Origin of the sequence: Streptomyces sp. NBC_00212 (genome assembly GCF_045206365.1) — a bacterium.
Lineage (GTDB): Bacteria > Actinomycetota > Actinomycetes > Streptomycetales > Streptomycetaceae > Streptomyces.
The window spans coordinates 2,066,038-2,082,461 of record NZ_CP108115.1 but is presented as its reverse complement, the minus strand read 5'-3'; the positions used below and the strand labels follow the sequence as shown (position 1 = coordinate 2,082,461).

Sequence of the window (16,424 nt, the reverse complement as noted above, 5' to 3'; positions counted from 1 at the left end):
TGGCCCCCACTGTGCCGGAGCCCACTGACAATCGAACTCCGGCGCAGGTCAGGGCGGTTGAGGGGCCCCGTGGGCGCGCTACGCGGGCCGCCGCAGCACGGTCATGCTCCGGCCGATGAGCCCGACCCGCTCGCCCGCCGCCGCCTTCGGACCCTCGCCCGGCGGCACCCCCTCGGGCCGCGCGGTGTCCACGACCACCTGCCACTGCCGGCCGTGATTGACCGGCACGACGAAGTCGATCGCCTCCGCGCTGGCGTTGAACATCAGCAGGAACGAATCGTCGCCGATCCGTTCGCCCCGCGGTCCCGGCTCCGAGATCGCGTTGCCGTTGAGGAAGACCGACAGTGCCTTCGCGCTCGCCGACTGCCAGTCCCGGTCGGCCATTTCCTCGCCCTCGGGGGTGAACCAGGCGATGTCGGAGAGCTCGTCGTGCGTGCCCTGCACCGGGCGGCCGTGGAAGAAGCGCCTGCGCCGGAAGACCGGGTGGTCCCGGCGCAGCCCCACCATGGCCCGGGTGAACGAGAGGAGCGTGCCGTCCGGGTCGTCGCCGGGATCCGGCCAGTGCACCCAGGACAGCTCGTTGTCCTGGCAGTACGCGTTGTTGTTGCCGCCCTGGCTGCGGGCGAACTCGTCGCCGTGGCTGAGCATCGGCACGCCCTGGGACAGCATCAGGGTGGCGATGAAGTTCCGCATCTGGCGGGCGCGCAGCTCGTTGACCTCGTCGTCGTCGGTGGAGCCCTCCGCGCCGCAGTTCCAGGACCGGTTGTGGCTCTCGCCGTCCCGGTTGCCCTCGCCGTTGGCGTCGTTGCGCTTGTCGTTGTAGGAGACGAGGTCGTTGAGGGTGAAGCCGTCGTGGCAGGTGTGGAAGTTGATGGAGGCCAGCGGCCGCCTCCCGTCGTCCTGGTACAGGTCCGACGAGCCGGTCAGCCGCCCGGCGAATTCGGCCAGGGTCTGCGGTTCGCCGCGCCACAAGTCCCGTACGGTGTCGCGGTACTTGCCGTTCCACTCCGTCCACAGCGGGGGGAAGTTGCCGACCTGGTAGCCGCCCTCGCCCACGTCCCACGGCTCGGCGATCAGCTTGACCTGGCTGACCACCGGGTCCTGCTGGACCAGGTCGAAGAAGGACGAGAGCCGGTCCACCTCGTGGAACTGGCGGGCCAGCGTCGCGGCGAGGTCGAAGCGGAAGCCGTCCACATGCATCTCGGTCACCCAGTAGCGCAGCGAATCCATGATCAGCTGCAGGACGTGCGGCGACCTCATGAGGAGGCTGTTGCCGGTCCCTGTGGTGTCCTCGTAGTAACGGAGGTCGTCGGCGAGCCTGTAGTACTGCGTGTTGTCCAGGCCCCGGAAGGACAGGGTCGGACCCAGGTGATTGCCCTCCGCCGTGTGGTTGTAGACGACGTCGAGGATGACCTCGATGCCCGCCTCGTGCAGCGCCCGCACGGCCTGCTTGAACTCCAGGACCTGCTGGCCGCGGTCGCCCCACGAGGCGTATGCGTTGTGCGGGGCGAAGAAGCCGATGGTGTTGTAGCCCCAGTAGTTCGACATCCCGGCGTCCGCGAGCCGGTGGTCGTTGACGAACTGGTGCACCGGCATCAACTCAAGGGCCGTGACGCCCAGTTGGGTGAGGTGCTCGATGACGGCCGGGTGCGCGAGCGCCGCATAGGTGCCGCGCTGGTCCGGAGGCAGCTCCGGATGCAGCATGGTGAGGCCCTTGACATGAGCCTCGTAGAACACGGTGTGGTGGTACTCGGTGCGGGGCGGCCGGTCGTCGCCCCAGTCGAAGAACGGATTGACCACCACCGAGGCCATCGTGTGCGGCGCCGAATCCAGGTCGTTGCGGCTGTCGGGGCGCCCGAAGTGGTAGCCGTAGACCGCCTCGTTCCACTCGACGTGCCCGCTTATGGCGCGCGCGTACGGGTCGAGCAGCAGCTTCGCCGAATTGCAGCGATGCCCCTTCTGCGGCTCGTACGGTCCGTGCACCCGGAAGCCGTACCGCTGGCCCGGCAGCACGCCGGGCAGATAGGCGTGGCGTACGAACGCGTCGGACTCGCGCAGCTCGACGGCCGTCTCCGAGCCGTCGTCGTGCAGCAGACACAACTCGATCCGACTGGCGGCCTCGGAGAAGACCGCGAAATTGGTCCCGGCGCCGTCGTACGTGGCACCGAGTGGGTAAGCCTGTCCCGGCCATACCTGCATGGGCAAGACTCTTCCACTTCCGCTCGGGGTGCTGAGGGGCTGTTCGGCCAGATCCTCCCCGAAAAGACGACGGTCACCCAGGACGTCCGCGTGCGCCAATGGGTGACCCGGCTCCGGGCGACGCGGCGCAAGCGCTATGAATCAGCTCACCCCGACAGATAGTGCCCAGCAGAACAGGCCGTATCCTCGGCCCAGTTGGGAAACTCGACTCGCCATCGGGCTGCAGCGCCTCCTGCTCCCGGAGTACCCTTCCTTGATCGTTGAAGGGCGTACAGGGCGGGCCGGACCCGCTGGGGTTGCCGGGGGGCGGAAGGCGGTGCGTGGGTGAGCTCGGGAGGTCTTGAGCTGCCCCCTGGTGACACGGGTCATGAGGGGGAGTCCGGCGACATCCCGCCCGGAGCGGTCTCCCTCGCACGTCCGATGGAGATCGGGGCGGAGCTGGACTGGGGCGCGGACGCCTGGAGCGAGGTGCGTACGCGCGCGCAGCGGGCCGGGCGCGCCTATATCTGGCTGAACCTGGTGGAGCAGCGGCTGCGTGCCGTGGTGGCGGCCGTGCTGCGGCCGATCTACGAGCCGGTCCACGGCGACGACTGGGTGGTCGCCGCGGCAGGCCCCGCGGGTCAGGAGTGGGTGCAGCGGGCCGTCGCGGTGCGCGAGGTCTCGCGCCGCAAGGGCTATCTGCTCGACCCCGCCGACGACAACGTGCTCAGCTTCCTCACCCTCCCGCAGCTGCGGGAGCTGATGGTGCAGCACTGGCCCTGCTTCGAGCCCTACGTGGACGACCGGCGCGATGTCGAACTCGCCCTGGACGAGCTGGAAGTGGCCCGCAACGTCGTCTCGCGCAACCGGGCGCTGAACGAGGCCGTGCTCGCCCAGGCGGAGCGGGCCTCGGCGCGGCTCCTGGACGTGCTCGGCGGCGCCGGCGGAGCGCCGGGCGCGCACCGCCTGCCCATCGACGCGGTGGAGGACCTGGTCGGCGACCGGTACGCGGATGTCGTCTCCGTCCACTCCGACCGGGTGCGTCTGCAACGCCAGCTGCCCGCCGAGGACCTCTTCGGCGGGGCCCGCCGCCTGGACGCGATAGGCATCGGCCTCAACCTCCTGGTGCAGAACTACTCGGGCCGGCGCCTGGTGCGGCTCGCCGAGTCGGGCTGCCGCGTCCGGCTGCTCTTCCTCAACCCGGCGAGCAGCGCGGTCAAGCGCCGCGAGCGTGAACTCGGTCTGAAGAAGGGCGAGTTGAGCCGCTCGGTGGAGATGAACATCCTGCACATGCGGCGGGTGCGGGCCCGGCTGCGCGACCCGGGGGCCTTCGAGATCCAGGTCTTCGACGAGACGCCGCGCTTCACCGCCTACCTGGTGGACGGCGACGGTGCGGACGGCGTCGCGGTCGTCCAGTCCTACCTGCGCCGCGCGCGGGGGATGGAAGCGCCGGTGCTCGTGCTGCGCGGCGGTGGGCGGCGGGGCGTGGTGCGGCCCGGGCAGGACGTGGAGCACGGGCTCTTCGAGACGTACCGCGAGGAGTTCGAGTCGGTCTGGGTTGATTCGCGCCCTGTGTCCTGAATTGTGGTGAGCTTTCCCGGGTGGATTCCGGCCGCCCGGCCGATTGTCAGTGCCGCGTGCGAGGGTGGTCGTCAACTGGGGGAAAGCACCACGAAGGAGGGGCAGCATGAGCTGGCACCTGGAGCCGCTGGTCGGCTTCGACCTGGAGACGACCGGCACCGAGCCGCGCGAGGCGCGCATCGTGACGGCCGCGATCGTCGAACTGCGGGGCGCCGACGTGGTGGGGCAGCGTAGCTGGCTGGCGGATCCGGGGATACGGATCCCGGCGCAGGCGTCCGCGGTCCACGGGATCAGCAGTGAGCGGGCCACGGCCGAGGGCCGGCCCGCCGCCGAGGTGGCCGACGAGATCGCCGAGACCCTGGCCGGCCACTGGCGCCGGGGCGTGCCCGTGATCGCCTATAACGCGGCCTTCGACCTGACGCTGCTCGCCGCCGAACTGCGCCGCCACCAACTGCCCTCGCTCAGCGACCGGCTGGACGGCGCCGCCATAGGGCCCGTCGTCGATCCGTATACGATCGACCGCTCCGTGGACCGCTACCGCAAGGGGAAGCGCACCCTCGAAGCGGTGTGTGTCGAGTACGGAGTGGTCCTGGAGGCGGCGCACGACGCGGGGGCGGATGCGCTGGCGGCGGCCCGGGTGGCCGTGGCGATAGCCGAGCGCCACCCTCAGGTGGCGCGGCTCGACCTCGCGGAACTGCATGACCGTCAGATCGGCTGGTACGCGGAGTGGGCGGCCGACTTCCAGCAGTTCCTGCGCAAGAAGGGCACGGCGGACGCGGTGATCGACGGCTCTTGGCCGCTGCGCGAACTGGCCGCCCCGGCCCGGGGTTGAGGTCCGGCGGTCAGAACGGGTACCAGCGCACTTCGGGGTCGTCGTCGCGCAGCGAGGCGACTCGGCGGCGGAACTCGTCGAGCGCCTTGGGGTTGGTCGGGGCGTGCTGGGCGACCCAGGCGCAGCTGGCCGTCTCGCGGGCGCCGCGCAGGACCGCGCAGCCGTCCCATGCGCGCACGTCCCAGCCGTAGGCGGTGACGAACGCGTCGTACTGCTCGGCGGGCAGCCCGTACCGGTCGCGGGACAGGGCCATGACGACCAGGTCGTGCTCACGGAAGTCGGCGGAGAAGGTCTCCAGGTCGACCAGGACCGGCCCTTCGGGGCCGATGTAGACATTGCGGGGGAGGGCGTCGCCATGGATGGGACCGAGCGGCAGATGTGGAGTGAGCGACGCGGCCGCTTCCGCGAAGCCGTCCCGGCGGGCCCGCAGATATGCGGCGTCGGCCGGGTCGATCGCGTCGCCGGCCAGGCGTAGCCAGCGCTCGACACCGCCGAGGAGTTCACGGCGGGGCAGCGGGAAGGCGGGCGCCTCCAGGGCGTGGACGCGGCGCAGGAGATCGGCCAGATCGGTCGGGCCCGCGGGGCGTTCGGCTGGGGGCAGCCGGTGCCACACGGTCACCGGGTGGCCCTCGACCAGCCTCGGCTTCGGCTCGGCGGCCCGCACCGCGGGCACCCCGGTCTCGGCGAGCCAGGTCGCGACGGCCACCTCGCGCTCGGCGCGCTCAAGGAGCTCCGGGTGGTCGGTGGCGTCGCGGCCGACCTTGACGACCAGGCCGTCCGCCATGGCGTGTGCGGCGCCGGGCAGAGCGAAGACCGCGTTCTCGCCCAGGGCAAGGAGCTCGGCGTCGGCAACTCCGGCGAGCCCGTCGGGGTCGCTCAGTGCCGCTCCGGCAAGGAGTTCGCGTGCCCGTGCCTCGTCCATGATCGTCTCCCGGTGATCGTTTCCTACCGGCCAAGTCTCGCATTCACGGAGGTCGTCTTGACGAACGGACGGACCGTCAGCACGATGACGGAGGCTGTTCGGCATTACTGGACAAAGGGGTCGAAACAGTGACATCGACGACCGTCAGCGCACGGTCAGCCACCCGAAAGCCGACGAACAGACGCAGGGGCGGGGCCGCAGGCGCGGGCGGGGCCTGGTTCCTGGTGCTCCCGGCGCTCATCCCCATTCTGGTGCTCAGCGTGGGCCCGCTGCTCTACGGCATCGCGCTGGCCTTCACCGACGCCCAGTCGGGCCGCACCGCCGCCACCCAGTGGGTCGGGCTGCTCAACTTCCGGGACCTGGCGCACGACGGCCTGTTCTGGGAGTCGTTCAGGATCGGGCTGCTGTGGGCGGTCGGCGTCACCGTGCCCCAGTTCCTGCTCGCCCTCGGGCTCGCGCTGCTCCTCAACCAGAAACTCCGGCTGCGCTGGCTGGCCCGGGCGCTCGCGATCATCCCCTGGGCCATGCCGGAGGTCGTGGTCGGCATCATGTGGCGCCTCGTCTACCAGCCCGACGCGGGCATCCTCAACGAAACCGTCCGCAACCTGGGGCTCGGGGACGGCCGGGACTGGCTGACCGGCCTCGCCACCGCCCTGCCCGCCGTAATCGTCGTCGGCGTCTGGGCGGGCATGCCGCAGACGACGGTCGCCCTCCTCGCCGGGCTGCAGAACACCCCGAGGGAACTGCACGAGGCCGCCGCCATCGACGGGGCCGGCGCCTGGCGCCGCTTCACCACCGTCACCTGGCCCGCCCTGAAACCGGTGGCCCTCGCGATCACGGCGCTCAACTTCATCTGGAATTTCAATTCGTTCGCCCTGGTCTACGTGCTGACCAACGGCGGGCCGGGCGGCCGCACCCGGCTGCCGATGCTCTTCGCCTACGAAGAGGCCTTCCGTTACGGTCAGTTCGGGTACGCGGCGGCCATGGGCTGCGTGATGGTCGCCGTGATCGCCGTATGCCTCGCCGTCTTCCTGGTGGGCCGTCTCAGGGAAGGAGACGGCAAGTGACCGCGCGCACAAGGAGGTTGGGGCGCGCAGGACAGTACCTGGCGCTGCTCGCCTATCTCGTCTTCCTGGCCTTCCCGTTCCTGTGGCTGATCTCGACCGCCTTCAAGCCACCGCGCGAGCTGGGCTCGCTCCACCCCACCTGGATTCCCCGGCACCCCACGCTCGCCAACTTCCGCCAGGCCTTCGACGAACAACCCCTGCTCCACGCGGGGCTGAACAGCCTGATCGCGGCCCTCTCCGCCTCCCTCATCGCGGTGGTGATCGCGACGCCGATGGCGTACGTCATGGCCCGCCACCGGGGCCGGCTCGCGGCCGCCGCCACGGGCTGGGTGGTGATCAGTCAGGCGTTCCCGTTCGTGCTGCTGATCATTCCGCTGTTCCTGGTCCTCAAGAGCCTGCACGCGATCAACTCGGTGGGCGGTCTGGTCATGGTGTACGTGGTCTGGTCGCTGCCGTTCGCGCTCTGGATGCTGAACGGCTACGTACGCGCCGTGCCACCCGAGTTGGAGGAGGCCGCCGCCGTCGACGGTGCGGGGCGGCTGCGCATCCTCGTCTCGGTCACCGCGCCCCTCCTCGCCCCCGGGATCGTGGCGACCGCGCTCTTCGCCTTCATCACGGCGTGGAACGAATTCTTCTTCGCGCTCGTTCTGCTGAAGACCCCCGAGAAACAGACCCTGCCCGTCGTCCTCACCCACTTCCTCGGCGCGGAGGGAGTGGCCGACCTCGGCCCGCTCGCGGCAGCTGCCTTCCTCGCCACCCTGCCCTCCCTGGTGATCTTCGCGATCATCCAGAAGCGGATCACCGGCGGCATGCTCACCGGGGCGGTGAAGAGCTGATGCGGGCTCGTGAACAGGCCGGATCCGTACGGCTGTTGACGCTGGCCGCCGTGCTGGCCCTCCTCGTGCCGCTGCTCGCCGGGTGCTCGGACGGCGACTCGGGAAGCGGGGGAGTCATCAGGCTCCGCTTCCAGTCCCTGGCCTGGCAGAAGGAGTCCGTGGATGCGACGAAGGCCCTGGTCAAGGAGTGGAACGCGACACATCCAGGCATTCAGGTCCAGTACGTGCAGGGCAGTTGGGACACGGTCCACGACCAGCTGCTCACCGCGTTCGAGGGCGGCGAGGCGCCCGATGTGATCCACGACGCCTCGGACGACCTGGCCGACTTCGCGTACGGCGGCTACCTGGCGGACCTGGGCGGTCTGCTCCCGCGGCGGCTCAAGGACGACATCCCGGCGCAGAGCTGGGAGACGGCCACCTTCGACAAGGGGGTGTACGGGGTGCCGTTCCTCCAGGAGCCGAGGGTTCTGATCGCCAACACGAAGATCCTCACGTCCTCGGGGGTTCGGATCCCCACGGCCGAACAGCCTTGGAGCTGGGCCGAGTTCAGGCAGGTGACGAAGAGGCTGAGCGGTGGCGGAAAGTTCGGCGTGGCCTGGCCGCTCAAGGAGCCCGTCTCGGTCACCCTCAACCTGGGGCTCTCCGCGGGCGGCCGGCTCTTCGCGCGAGGCGCCGACGGCAAGGCGAAGGTGGAGTTCGCGGCCGGCGACGCGGTCGTCCCCGACACCATTCATGACCAGGTCAACACCGACAAGAGCGGGGCGCGCAGCACCCTCGGCATGGGTGGTTCGGACACCCTGCCCGGGTTCTTCGGCGGCAAGTACGCGATGGTGCCGCTCGGGTTCTCCTACCGCCAGCAGATCGTGCAGCAGGCCCCGCCCGGCTTCGAGTGGACGGTACTTCCGGCGCCGGCGGGCAGCGCGGGCCTGGACCAGGGCGTCAGCCCGCAGACCCTGTCGGTCGCCCAGGACAGCCCGCACAAGAAGGAGGCCGCCCAGTTCATCGACTTCATGCTGAGCCCGGCGAACATGGTGCGGCTGGCCAAGGGCGACTGGATGCTGCCGACGGGAACCGAGGCGCTCAAGGACCCGGCCCTGCACACCGCCAAGGACGGCTGGGCGACCGGCGCGGCGCTCGCCCCGCATCTGCGCTCGGCCCCCGCGCAGTCCGTGCGGGGCTACCCGGAATGGAAGGACAAGGTGGCCGCGCCCGCCCTGCAGGAGTACTACAGCGGGGCGATCGACGCGGCCGAGTTGAAGAAACGCCTGGTCCAGGACGGGAACCGGGTGCTCGCGCGCTATCAGCGGTGAGTTCTGAAAGGGGAGCCCTGCGGGTTGCCCCGGCCCGTCCCCCGAACGGGCCGGGGCGGTCTCGGCCGGCGGCGGTTCGACGGCCTCGTCGTGCGTGAGGCCAGGCAGCCGCCTGGGCAGTGGCCGACGACCCGGCGCCGTCGGACCACCCTTCGACGTTAGGGGTGCGATCCGGCCGTCTCGTCGTGCTCTCAGGTGAGCCCGTCGGGTCCGGACTCATCCCTGTGGTGTGGAGGCATCCCCGGCGAGGCGTACCGAAGCCCCTTACACGTAAAGGGAGTTGGGCCCAGGGAAAGGTCGACGTGTTCACACAGAGTGTTCATCGCCCCTTCACGAAGCCCGAGTTGCCCGTTCCTGGCCGGTATCTGATTACGAAAGCTTGTTGGGTAAGTCACAGCTGCATGAAGTCCTTGATCTGCGCGCGTCAATCGGCAAGGGTTTCGAACCAGCCCCGGAAAGTTTCCGTCCGGTAGGCAAACCCCCCACAAATAGTGACGAGGAGACCCCTCTTCATGGCAACTCACAAGCGCGCGAGCAAGAAGATCAAGCTCACCGCAGCCATAACCGCCGTCGTTGCGGCGGCCGGAGTGACCGCACTGAACTCTCCGTTCGCCGGAGCCGCCCCCGCCGAAGGCACGGTCTACGGACTGCACGCCCAGAACGCGGTGGACGGAAGCTACATCGTCCTGCTCGACAAGTCGGCCACGTCCGACTCCAAGCGCAAGCTCGCCGAGGAGTACGGCGGCAAGCTCCAGCGCGACTACTCCTCCTCCCTCAACGGCTTCTCCGCCAGCGGGCTTTCGGAGACCGAGGCCAAGCGGCTCGCCGCCGACCCGTCCGTCGGCAAGGTCGTACAGAACAAGAAGTTCCACATCAACGCGGAGCAGGCGAACCCGCCGTCCTGGGGCCTTGACCGGATCGACCAGGCCGACACCAAGGGCGACGGGAAGTACACCTACCCGGACAGCGCCGGGGACGGCGTCACCGCGTATGTGATCGACACCGGAGTCCGCATCTCCCACAAGGACTTCGGCGGGCGGGCCTCCTACGGCTTCAACGCGGTCGACAACAACGACAACGCGGACGACGGCAACGGCCACGGCACGCACGTGGCGGGCACCATCGCGGGTGCCGAGCACGGCGTGGCCAAGAAGGCGAAGATCGTCGCCGTGCGCGTCCTCGACAACCAGGGCTCCGGCAGCACCGAACAGGTCGTCGCGGGCATCGACTGGGTCACCAAGAACCACAAGGGCCCCTCGGTCGCCAACATGAGCCTCGGCGGCACCGCCGACCCGGCGCTGGACGAGGCCGTCCAGAAGGCGATCGCCTCCGGCGTCACCTTCGGCATCGCGGCCGGCAACGAGTCCGCCGACGCGGGCAACAGTTCGCCGGCCCACGTGAAGGAAGCCATCACCGTCGCCTCCTCCACCAAGGACGACAAGCAGTCCGACTTCTCCAACTTCGGTTCGGTGGTCGACCTCTACGCCCCCGGCTCGGACATCACCTCCGACTGGAACACCAGCGACACGGCCACCAACACCATCTCCGGTACGTCCATGGCGACCCCGCACGTCGTCGGCGCCGCGGCCGTCTACCTGGCCGGCCACAAGGACGCCACCCCGGCCCAGGTCTCCGACGCCCTCACCAAGGGCGCCACGGCCGACAAGATCTCCAACGCGAGCCCCGGCACCCCGAACAAGCTGCTGAAGATCGTCGAGTAGACACCGTTCAGCAGCACCGAACGGCGACCCCCGCGCCCGTCCCCCACGGGGCGCGGGGGCCGCTTTAGGGTGACCCCATGACGACGACGTACGCCGCACTGCTGCGCGGCATCAATGTGGGCGGGAACAAAAAAGTTCCCATGGCCGACCTCCGGAAAATCCTCGGCGAGTTGGGCCACGGCGATGTGAAGACGTACCTCAACAGCGGAAACGCCGTCTTCAGTAGCACCTCCCGCGATCAGGACGCGCTTGCGGCCGGCCTGGAGGCCGCCATCGAGAAGCACTTCGGCTTCCGCGTCGCCTGCATGGTGCGCAGCGGCCCCTATCTGCGGTCCGTCCTCGACGGCTGTCCCTTCCCGGCCGACGATCTTGAGGGCAAGCAGCTGCACGCCACCTTCTTCGCGGGCCCGCCCGTCACCGCCGACCGCTTCGCCTCCATCGACCAGGCAGCCTTCCTCCCCGAGGAGTTCCGGCTCGGCGACCAGGTGCTCTATCTGTACGCGCCCGACGGCCTCGGCAAGTCGCAGCTCGGCGCCGCCCTGTCCCGGCCCGGACTGCTCAAGGGCATCGACGCGACCTCCCGCAACTGGAACACCGTCAAGGCGCTGGTGCGGATGACGGAGGCGGCCGACGCCTGAGGCGCCATGCCCACCCGTCGCAGTCCGCTGTGGCGTCGCACCGAGGACGGACGGCTGCTCCCCTTCCGTCAGGCGAGCCCGTTCACGGCCGCCTCCACCAGGGGAGTTAGTCGGCTCAGGACGCCTGAAGCGCGTCCAATGTGTTCAACTCGGCGTCGGACAAGTCGAGTTGGGGCGCATTCAGGTTCTCCTCCAGATGCGCAAGTGAGCCGGTGCCCGGCGTCGGGCACAGGGCAGGGGAGCGGTGCAGCAGCCAAGCCAGGGCGATCTGGCCCCTGGTCGCGCCGTGCTGCCGGGCGATCCGGTCGAGGTCGGCCGCCGCCTCGCCGGTGAGTGCGCCGTTGGCCAGCGGCAACCAGGGCAGAAACGCCAGGCCGTGCGCCTCGCACAGGGCGAGGACCGCCGCCGACTCCCGGTCGAGGAGGTTGAAGCGGTTCTGCACGGAGGCGATGCCGGTCAGCCGGAGCGCCTGCTCCACCTGCTCGGCCGAGACGCTGTCCAGACCGATGTGCCGGATCTTGCCCTCCCGCCTCAACTCGTCGAGCGCGCCCAGCTGTTCGGCCATGGGGACGTCGGGGTCGAGTCGGTGCAACTGGTACAGGTCGATGGTCTCCACCCGCAGCCGGCGCAGGCTCGCCTCGCACATCGCCCGCAACTGCTCGGGCCGCCCCGCGATGTGCCAGGCACTGTCGCTGGTCCGTACGACTCCGCCCTTGGTCGCGATCACCACATCGGCCCGGTAGGGGTGGAGCGCCTCCGCGACGAGTTCCTCGGCGAGGTCCGGGCCGTAGTTGTCGGCCGTGTCGATCAGCGTGACACCCCGGTCCACCGCCCGGCGCAGCACGGCGAGGGCGTCCGCCCGTTCGCCGCGCGGGCCCCAGTAGCCGGGCCCGGTGAGCTGCGCGGTGCCGAAGCCGAGCCGCCGCAGGGGCCGGTCGCCGCCGAGTACGAAGGTCTCAGAGATCATGGCCGGACCGTATACGACCGCCCGCCGCGCTCCGGCCGACAGGGCGGGTTCCGGGCGACGGCCAGGGGAAGGGCCGAGCCGTCCGGCGTCAAAATGGCCCAGTGATCGCAGGCATGATTGGACCAGTGGTGGGGGCCATTGCCGGGCTACGCTCGACCCATGACGGACACCACGACAGACCTCGCGCAGCGCACCACCGTCGACTTCTACTTCGACCCCGCCTGCCCCTTCGCCTGGATCACCTCCCGCTGGATGCTGGAGGTCGAGCGGCACCGCGACATCGAGCTGAGATTCAGGCCGATGAGCCTCTACTTCCACAACGTCGGCAATGAACTGCCCGACTGGTACCGGGACTTGGTCGACCGCTCGATCGGCCCCGTCCGGGTCGCCGTCGCGGCGGCCGAGGCGCACGGCGACGGCGTGCTGCGCGATCTGTACACCGCTTTCGGCACCCGCATCCACCAGGACAAGAACCAGGACTTCAACGAGGTGATCGCCCAGTCGCTCGCGGAGCTCGGCCTGCCCGCCGCGCTCGCCGAAGCCGCCCACGACCCGGCGCACGACGAGGCCGTGCGCCGCAGCCACGACGCGGGCAAGGACCCGGCGGAGGACGGCTACGTCGGCACGCCGACCATGCACTTCGACGGCAAGGTCTACTTCGGCCCGGTGCTCAGCTCGATCCCGCGCGGCGAGGAGGCGGCCCAGCTCTTCGACAGCGTGCGCACGATCGCCGCGTACCCCGACTTCTTCGAGCTGAAGCGGACCCGGACGGGCTCCCTCCGCTTCGACTGAGGTCAGCGATCTTGTCGCGTTTCTTCAATACCGGGGGAGGGCTGCGACGGCAGGCTGGGCGCATGAAGAACGAACACCGTGTCATGACCGAATGCGCAGCAGAGGCCGCCCGCATCGCGCGCGGCGTCACTCCCGGGCAGCTCGCCGGGCCCACTCCCTGCGGGGAGTGGGACGTGCGGGCGCTGGTCAACCACTGGGTCCTGTACACCTCGCACGGCCTGGAGCACCGGGCGTTGCGCAAGCCGCTCCCGGACGAGCTCGCCGCGTGCGACTTCACCGCCGACGCCGACTGGCCCGAGCGGTACGCCGCCCAGCTCGACCGGGCCGTCGCCGCGTGGGCCGACCCGGCCGTCTGGGAGGGCGAGGTCGATCTGGGCGGGACCGCGCTGGCCGCTGCGCACATCGCCTCGATGGTCGTCAAGGAGATGGTGGTCCACGGCTGGGACGTCGCGCGCGCCACTGGGCAGGAGGTGCGGATCTCCGAGGAGTCCGCCGCGTTCGTCCTGAAGGTCGTCGAGGACAACGCCGAGCTCTACCGCCAGTACCAGGGCTTCGCCGACCCGGTTGACCTGCCGTCCGCGGCCGCCGCCTTCGAGCGCGCCCTGGCCGCCTCCGGCCGCGATCCGCACTGGGTCGCCTGACGGCAATGCACACTCAAGTGATCCGATGACTAGGGAGAGTTGGCGAGGAATCCCGAGGAATCCGGCTCGATGTGTTGACCGTGGTGCGTCAATGCTCCTACCTTTCCAGTGGCTCAGGGGGCCGGTCCCATGAGCTCCCACTGGGAGGGAACATGCCCGCATCCCGGAGCGCGCCGCGGACGGCGCCCCGAAGAGCCGCCCCGATCCTCGCACTCGCGGCCGCCCTGGCCCTGGGCGTCCCGGGCCTCGCGCCGTCGGCTGCGGCACGCTCGCCGCACGCGTCCTCGGCCGATGTGTATGTGTCCCCCACCGGGAGCGATTTGGCCGACGGCACCGCCCAGCACCCCGTGCGCGGCCTGCCGCGCGCCCGCGACGTGGCGCGCGGCAGGGCGGCGCACCAGAGTGCCGACCTCACGGTCCACCTCGCGGCCGGTACGTACCGCATGGACCAGCCGCTCGAACTCGACGCCCGCGACTCCGGCCGGAACGGCCACCGCATCATCTGGCAGGGTGCGGGCGCCGGGGCGACCGTCATCAGCGGCGGCCGCAAGGTCGAGGGCTGGCAGCCGGTGTCCGGACGCCCAGGGCTGTGGTCCGCACCCGCACCCCAAGGGCTCGGCGACACACGGCAGTTGTACGTCGACGGCGTGCGCGGCCAGCGTGCCAGGGGCGAGGTGCCGGTCGGCCTCGCCGCCACGTCCACCGGCTACACCGCGACCTCCGACGCCATCGCGCGCTGGCGCCGTCCCTCCGACGCCGAGTTCGTGTACACCAGCGGCGAGGCCCTCTGGAACGTCGAGCGCAACGGACTCGGCCAGTGGACCGAACCCCGCTGCAAGGTCGCCGCCGCCAAGGGCACCGCGATCACCATGGCCCAGCCGTGCTGGGACAACTCCAACAAGCGCGTCGAGTTCCCCGACCGGCCCGGCCGCACGGTGAGCATGGTCGGCCCCGGCAAGCTCACCAACAACGGCGAGGCCTCCTACGTCGAGAACGCCTACGAACTCCTCGACCAGCCCGGCGAGTGGTACCTCGACCGCGCCGCGAACACCGTGTACTACCTGCCGCGCCAGGGCGAGGACCCGAGGAGCGCCGACATCGAGGCGGCCTCCGCCGAGAAGCTGCTCGACGGGCACGGCACCGCGAAGGCGCCGCTGCACGATGTCGCCTTCCAGGGTCTCCAGTTCAGCTACGCGACCTGGCTGACGCCGTCCGGCCCCGAGGGCTTCTCCGAGATCCAGGCCGGCTACACCATCACCGGCGCCAAGGGCTGGGCGACCCAGGGCCTGTGCGGCTTCACCCCGGGCGGCACCTGCCCCTTCGCCTCCTGGACGAAGATGCCGGGCAACGTGTCCTTCTCGTACGCGCGCGGCATCGACATCAGCGACAGCACCTTTGCGCATCTCGGCGCCGCAGGTCTCGAACTGGGCACGGGCACGACCAACTCCACGGTCAGATCAAGCGTGTTCACCGACATCTCCGGCAACGGGATGGAGATCGGCGGCGTGGACGGGAAGCCCGTCGCCTCCGACATCCAGGTGACGGACAATCATCTCTACGCGCTGCCAAGGGAGTTCCACGGCGGGGTCGGCATCCTCAACGGCTACACCCAGCACAACACCATCGCGCACAACCAGCTCGACCACCTCGGCTACAGCGCGATCTCGATGGGCTGGGGCGGCTGGCCCGACAAGATCGGCTCGCCCGCGACCCCCAACCCGAGCCACGACAACGCGGTGCGCGACAACCTGATCTTCGACTACATGCAGCTCCTCGACGACGGCGGAGGCGTCTACACCCAGGGCCTGACCGGCACGTCGATGGCCGACGGCGAGAAGGTCACCGGCAACGTCATCCACGACCAGTGGGGCCTGGGCAAGAGCGTCTACACCGACAACGGCTGCACGTACGAGACCGTCCAGGGCAACGTCCTGTACGGCGCCGCGTACGCCAATGTGGCCAGCCGTCACACCGACTACCGCGACAAGCTCGGCAACAGCGACCCGACGCTGATCAAGGACAACTGGTGGGAGGAGGGCACCGCCGACGGCAACAGCAAGGGCCTGGTGACCACGGGCAACCGCATCATGGCGGGCCTCGCCGACGTGCCCCCGGACATCCTCGCCAACGCCGGGATCGAGCCCGCGTACCGCTCGGTCCTCGACCGTACGAGCCAGGCGGTCTCCATGCCCGAGGCCCCGGCGCGCGTGGGCACGAGCACGGCGGGCGCGGACGCGTTGTACGTGACCTTCAACCCGGCCTATGTGGACGGCGGTTCACCACTGACCGGCTACACCGCGAAGGCCCTGCGCCCCGACGGAACCGAAGCCGCGCGGGCTGACATTTCGGCGGCGGACTTCGCGCGCCAGGCGTATGTGCGCATTGCCCAACTCGCGATGTCGGAAGGGCCGTTCAGGGTGACCGTCACCGCACGCAACGCCCACGGCGAGAGCGCCCCGTCGCTCGCCTCGGCGCCGCTCGCGCCGAGCACGGCCGTCGTGTTGCCGGGGGCGCCGACCGGGGTCAAGGTGCGGGCCGGCGCCGGGGCGGTGACAGTGGCGTGGACGCCGCCCGCAGCCATGGGCGACGCCAAGGTCATCGGCTACCGGATCACCGTGTCGGACGGGCGGGTCGTGGAGGTCACCGGGCGGGACGCCCTGGTCACCCAGCCGACGGCGAAGGGGATGTTCCGGGTGGTGGGGGGTCTTGTGCCGGGGAAGCGCTACACGTTCACGGTCGCGGCCGTCACGGCGGCGGGGGTGGGGCCGGGGGTCGCGGCTGGATCTCTGACCCAGTCGTGAAGCGGACGCAAGCGGATGCGCAGGAGCGACGGGCCGTGTATCGGTCATGGCGGCACCTTGAGGGGCCGGCTGGCTCGGGAATTCTTGGGGTGGCAGGGGCAGGCGCATTTCAGCACTTCAAGGGGTGCCTCACCCTGC

Annotated in this window: 13 protein-coding genes; 10 read left to right on the top strand and 3 right to left on the bottom strand. The window is 70.1% G+C overall.

The window, feature by feature from the left end:
- Positions 1 to 78 precede the first annotated feature (78 nt).
- On the bottom strand, positions 79 to 2,199 hold the full coding sequence (glgX, locus tag OHA17_RS09610; protein WP_406505834.1) for a glycogen debranching protein GlgX: 2,121 nt from the start codon (positions 2,197 to 2,199) through the stop codon (positions 79 to 81).
- Between the two features lie 324 nt (positions 2,200 to 2,523).
- Between glgX and OHA17_RS09605 the strand changes: the two genes are divergently transcribed.
- Together OHA17_RS09605 and OHA17_RS09600 are read left to right on the top strand one after the other, a co-directional pair.
- Positions 2,524 to 3,759, top strand: a complete 1,236-nt coding sequence (locus OHA17_RS09605; protein ID WP_063801980.1) for an SAV2148 family HEPN domain-containing protein — start codon at positions 2,524 to 2,526, stop codon at positions 3,757 to 3,759.
- Between the two features lie 106 nt (positions 3,760 to 3,865).
- Positions 3,866 to 4,591, top strand: a complete 726-nt coding sequence (locus OHA17_RS09600; protein WP_406505832.1) for a 3'-5' exonuclease — start codon at positions 3,866 to 3,868, stop codon at positions 4,589 to 4,591.
- Positions 4,592 to 4,601: 10 nt separating this feature from the next.
- Here the strand turns inward: OHA17_RS09600 and OHA17_RS09595 are convergent, their stop codons facing one another.
- A complete protein-coding gene (locus OHA17_RS09595) occupies positions 4,602 to 5,513 on the bottom strand; it encodes a phosphotransferase enzyme family protein (RefSeq protein WP_406505830.1) in 912 nt (303 codons plus the stop codon).
- Positions 5,514 to 5,641: 128 nt separating this feature from the next.
- On the opposite strand from OHA17_RS09595, the gene OHA17_RS09590 reads away from it, so the two are divergent.
- The 5 genes from OHA17_RS09590 to OHA17_RS09570 all read left to right on the top strand — a co-directional run bounded on the left by OHA17_RS09590 (position 5,642) and on the right by OHA17_RS09570 (position 11,085).
- Complete coding sequence (locus OHA17_RS09590) at positions 5,642 to 6,580, top strand: carbohydrate ABC transporter permease (RefSeq protein ID WP_406505828.1); 939 nt, start codon at positions 5,642 to 5,644, stop codon at positions 6,578 to 6,580.
- A complete protein-coding gene (locus tag OHA17_RS09585) occupies positions 6,529 to 7,416 on the top strand; it encodes a carbohydrate ABC transporter permease (RefSeq protein ID WP_406505826.1) in 888 nt (295 codons plus the stop codon). The genes OHA17_RS09590 and OHA17_RS09585 overlap by 52 nt, the downstream gene beginning before the upstream one ends.
- Positions 7,416 to 8,726, top strand: coding sequence for an ABC transporter substrate-binding protein (locus tag OHA17_RS09580; RefSeq protein WP_406505824.1), 1,311 nt, complete (start codon positions 7,416 to 7,418; stop codon positions 8,724 to 8,726). The genes OHA17_RS09585 and OHA17_RS09580 overlap by 1 nt, the downstream gene beginning before the upstream one ends.
- Positions 8,727 to 9,238: 512 nt before the next feature.
- The gene (locus tag OHA17_RS09575; RefSeq protein ID WP_406505822.1) at positions 9,239 to 10,447 is read left to right on the top strand and encodes a S8 family serine peptidase; all 1,209 of its coding nucleotides are present in this window, start codon (positions 9,239 to 9,241) and stop codon (positions 10,445 to 10,447) included.
- 77 nt (positions 10,448 to 10,524) lie between these two features.
- On the top strand, positions 10,525 to 11,085 hold the full coding sequence (locus OHA17_RS09570) for a DUF1697 domain-containing protein (RefSeq protein WP_406505821.1): 561 nt from the start codon (positions 10,525 to 10,527) through the stop codon (positions 11,083 to 11,085).
- A gap of 115 nt (positions 11,086 to 11,200) precedes the next feature.
- Here the strand turns inward: OHA17_RS09570 and OHA17_RS09565 are convergent, their stop codons facing one another.
- On the bottom strand, positions 11,201 to 12,052 hold the full coding sequence (locus OHA17_RS09565) for an aldo/keto reductase (protein WP_406505819.1): 852 nt from the start codon (positions 12,050 to 12,052) through the stop codon (positions 11,201 to 11,203).
- Positions 12,053 to 12,211: 159 nt separating this feature from the next.
- On the opposite strand from OHA17_RS09565, the gene OHA17_RS09560 reads away from it, so the two are divergent.
- From OHA17_RS09560 to OHA17_RS09550, 3 genes are all read left to right on the top strand, one after another.
- On the top strand, positions 12,212 to 12,844 hold the full coding sequence (locus OHA17_RS09560) for a DsbA family protein (RefSeq protein ID WP_406505817.1): 633 nt from the start codon (positions 12,212 to 12,214) through the stop codon (positions 12,842 to 12,844).
- 62 nt (positions 12,845 to 12,906) lie between these two features.
- A complete protein-coding gene (locus tag OHA17_RS09555) occupies positions 12,907 to 13,485 on the top strand; it encodes a TIGR03086 family metal-binding protein (protein ID WP_406505815.1) in 579 nt (192 codons plus the stop codon).
- Positions 13,486 to 13,637: 152 nt separating this feature from the next.
- A complete protein-coding gene (locus OHA17_RS09550; protein ID WP_406505813.1) occupies positions 13,638 to 16,286 on the top strand; it encodes a fibronectin type III domain-containing protein in 2,649 nt (882 codons plus the stop codon).
- The last annotated feature ends 138 nt before the right edge of the window (positions 16,287 to 16,424 follow it).

Coding starts and splice junctions, on each gene's coding strand:
- glgX (WP_406505834.1), bottom strand. CDS start 2,199: ATGCAGGTATGGCCGGGACAGGCTTACCCACTCGGTGCCACGTACGAC.
- OHA17_RS09600 (WP_406505832.1), top strand. CDS start 3,866: ATGAGCTGGCACCTGGAGCCGCTGGTCGGCTTCGACCTGGAGACGACC.
- OHA17_RS09595 (WP_406505830.1), bottom strand. CDS start 5,513: ATGGACGAGGCACGGGCACGCGAACTCCTTGCCGGAGCGGCACTGAGC.
- OHA17_RS09585 (WP_406505826.1), top strand. CDS start 6,529: ATGCCTCGCCGTCTTCCTGGTGGGCCGTCTCAGGGAAGGAGACGGCAA.
- OHA17_RS09580 (WP_406505824.1), top strand. CDS start 7,416: ATGCGGGCTCGTGAACAGGCCGGATCCGTACGGCTGTTGACGCTGGCC.
- OHA17_RS09575 (WP_406505822.1), top strand. CDS start 9,239: ATGGCAACTCACAAGCGCGCGAGCAAGAAGATCAAGCTCACCGCAGCC.
- OHA17_RS09570 (WP_406505821.1), top strand. CDS start 10,525: ATGACGACGACGTACGCCGCACTGCTGCGCGGCATCAATGTGGGCGGG.
- OHA17_RS09565 (WP_406505819.1), bottom strand. CDS start 12,052: ATGATCTCTGAGACCTTCGTACTCGGCGGCGACCGGCCCCTGCGGCGG.
- OHA17_RS09560 (WP_406505817.1), top strand. CDS start 12,212: ATGACGGACACCACGACAGACCTCGCGCAGCGCACCACCGTCGACTTC.
- OHA17_RS09555 (WP_406505815.1), top strand. CDS start 12,907: ATGAAGAACGAACACCGTGTCATGACCGAATGCGCAGCAGAGGCCGCC.
- OHA17_RS09550 (WP_406505813.1), top strand. CDS start 13,638: ATGCCCGCATCCCGGAGCGCGCCGCGGACGGCGCCCCGAAGAGCCGCC.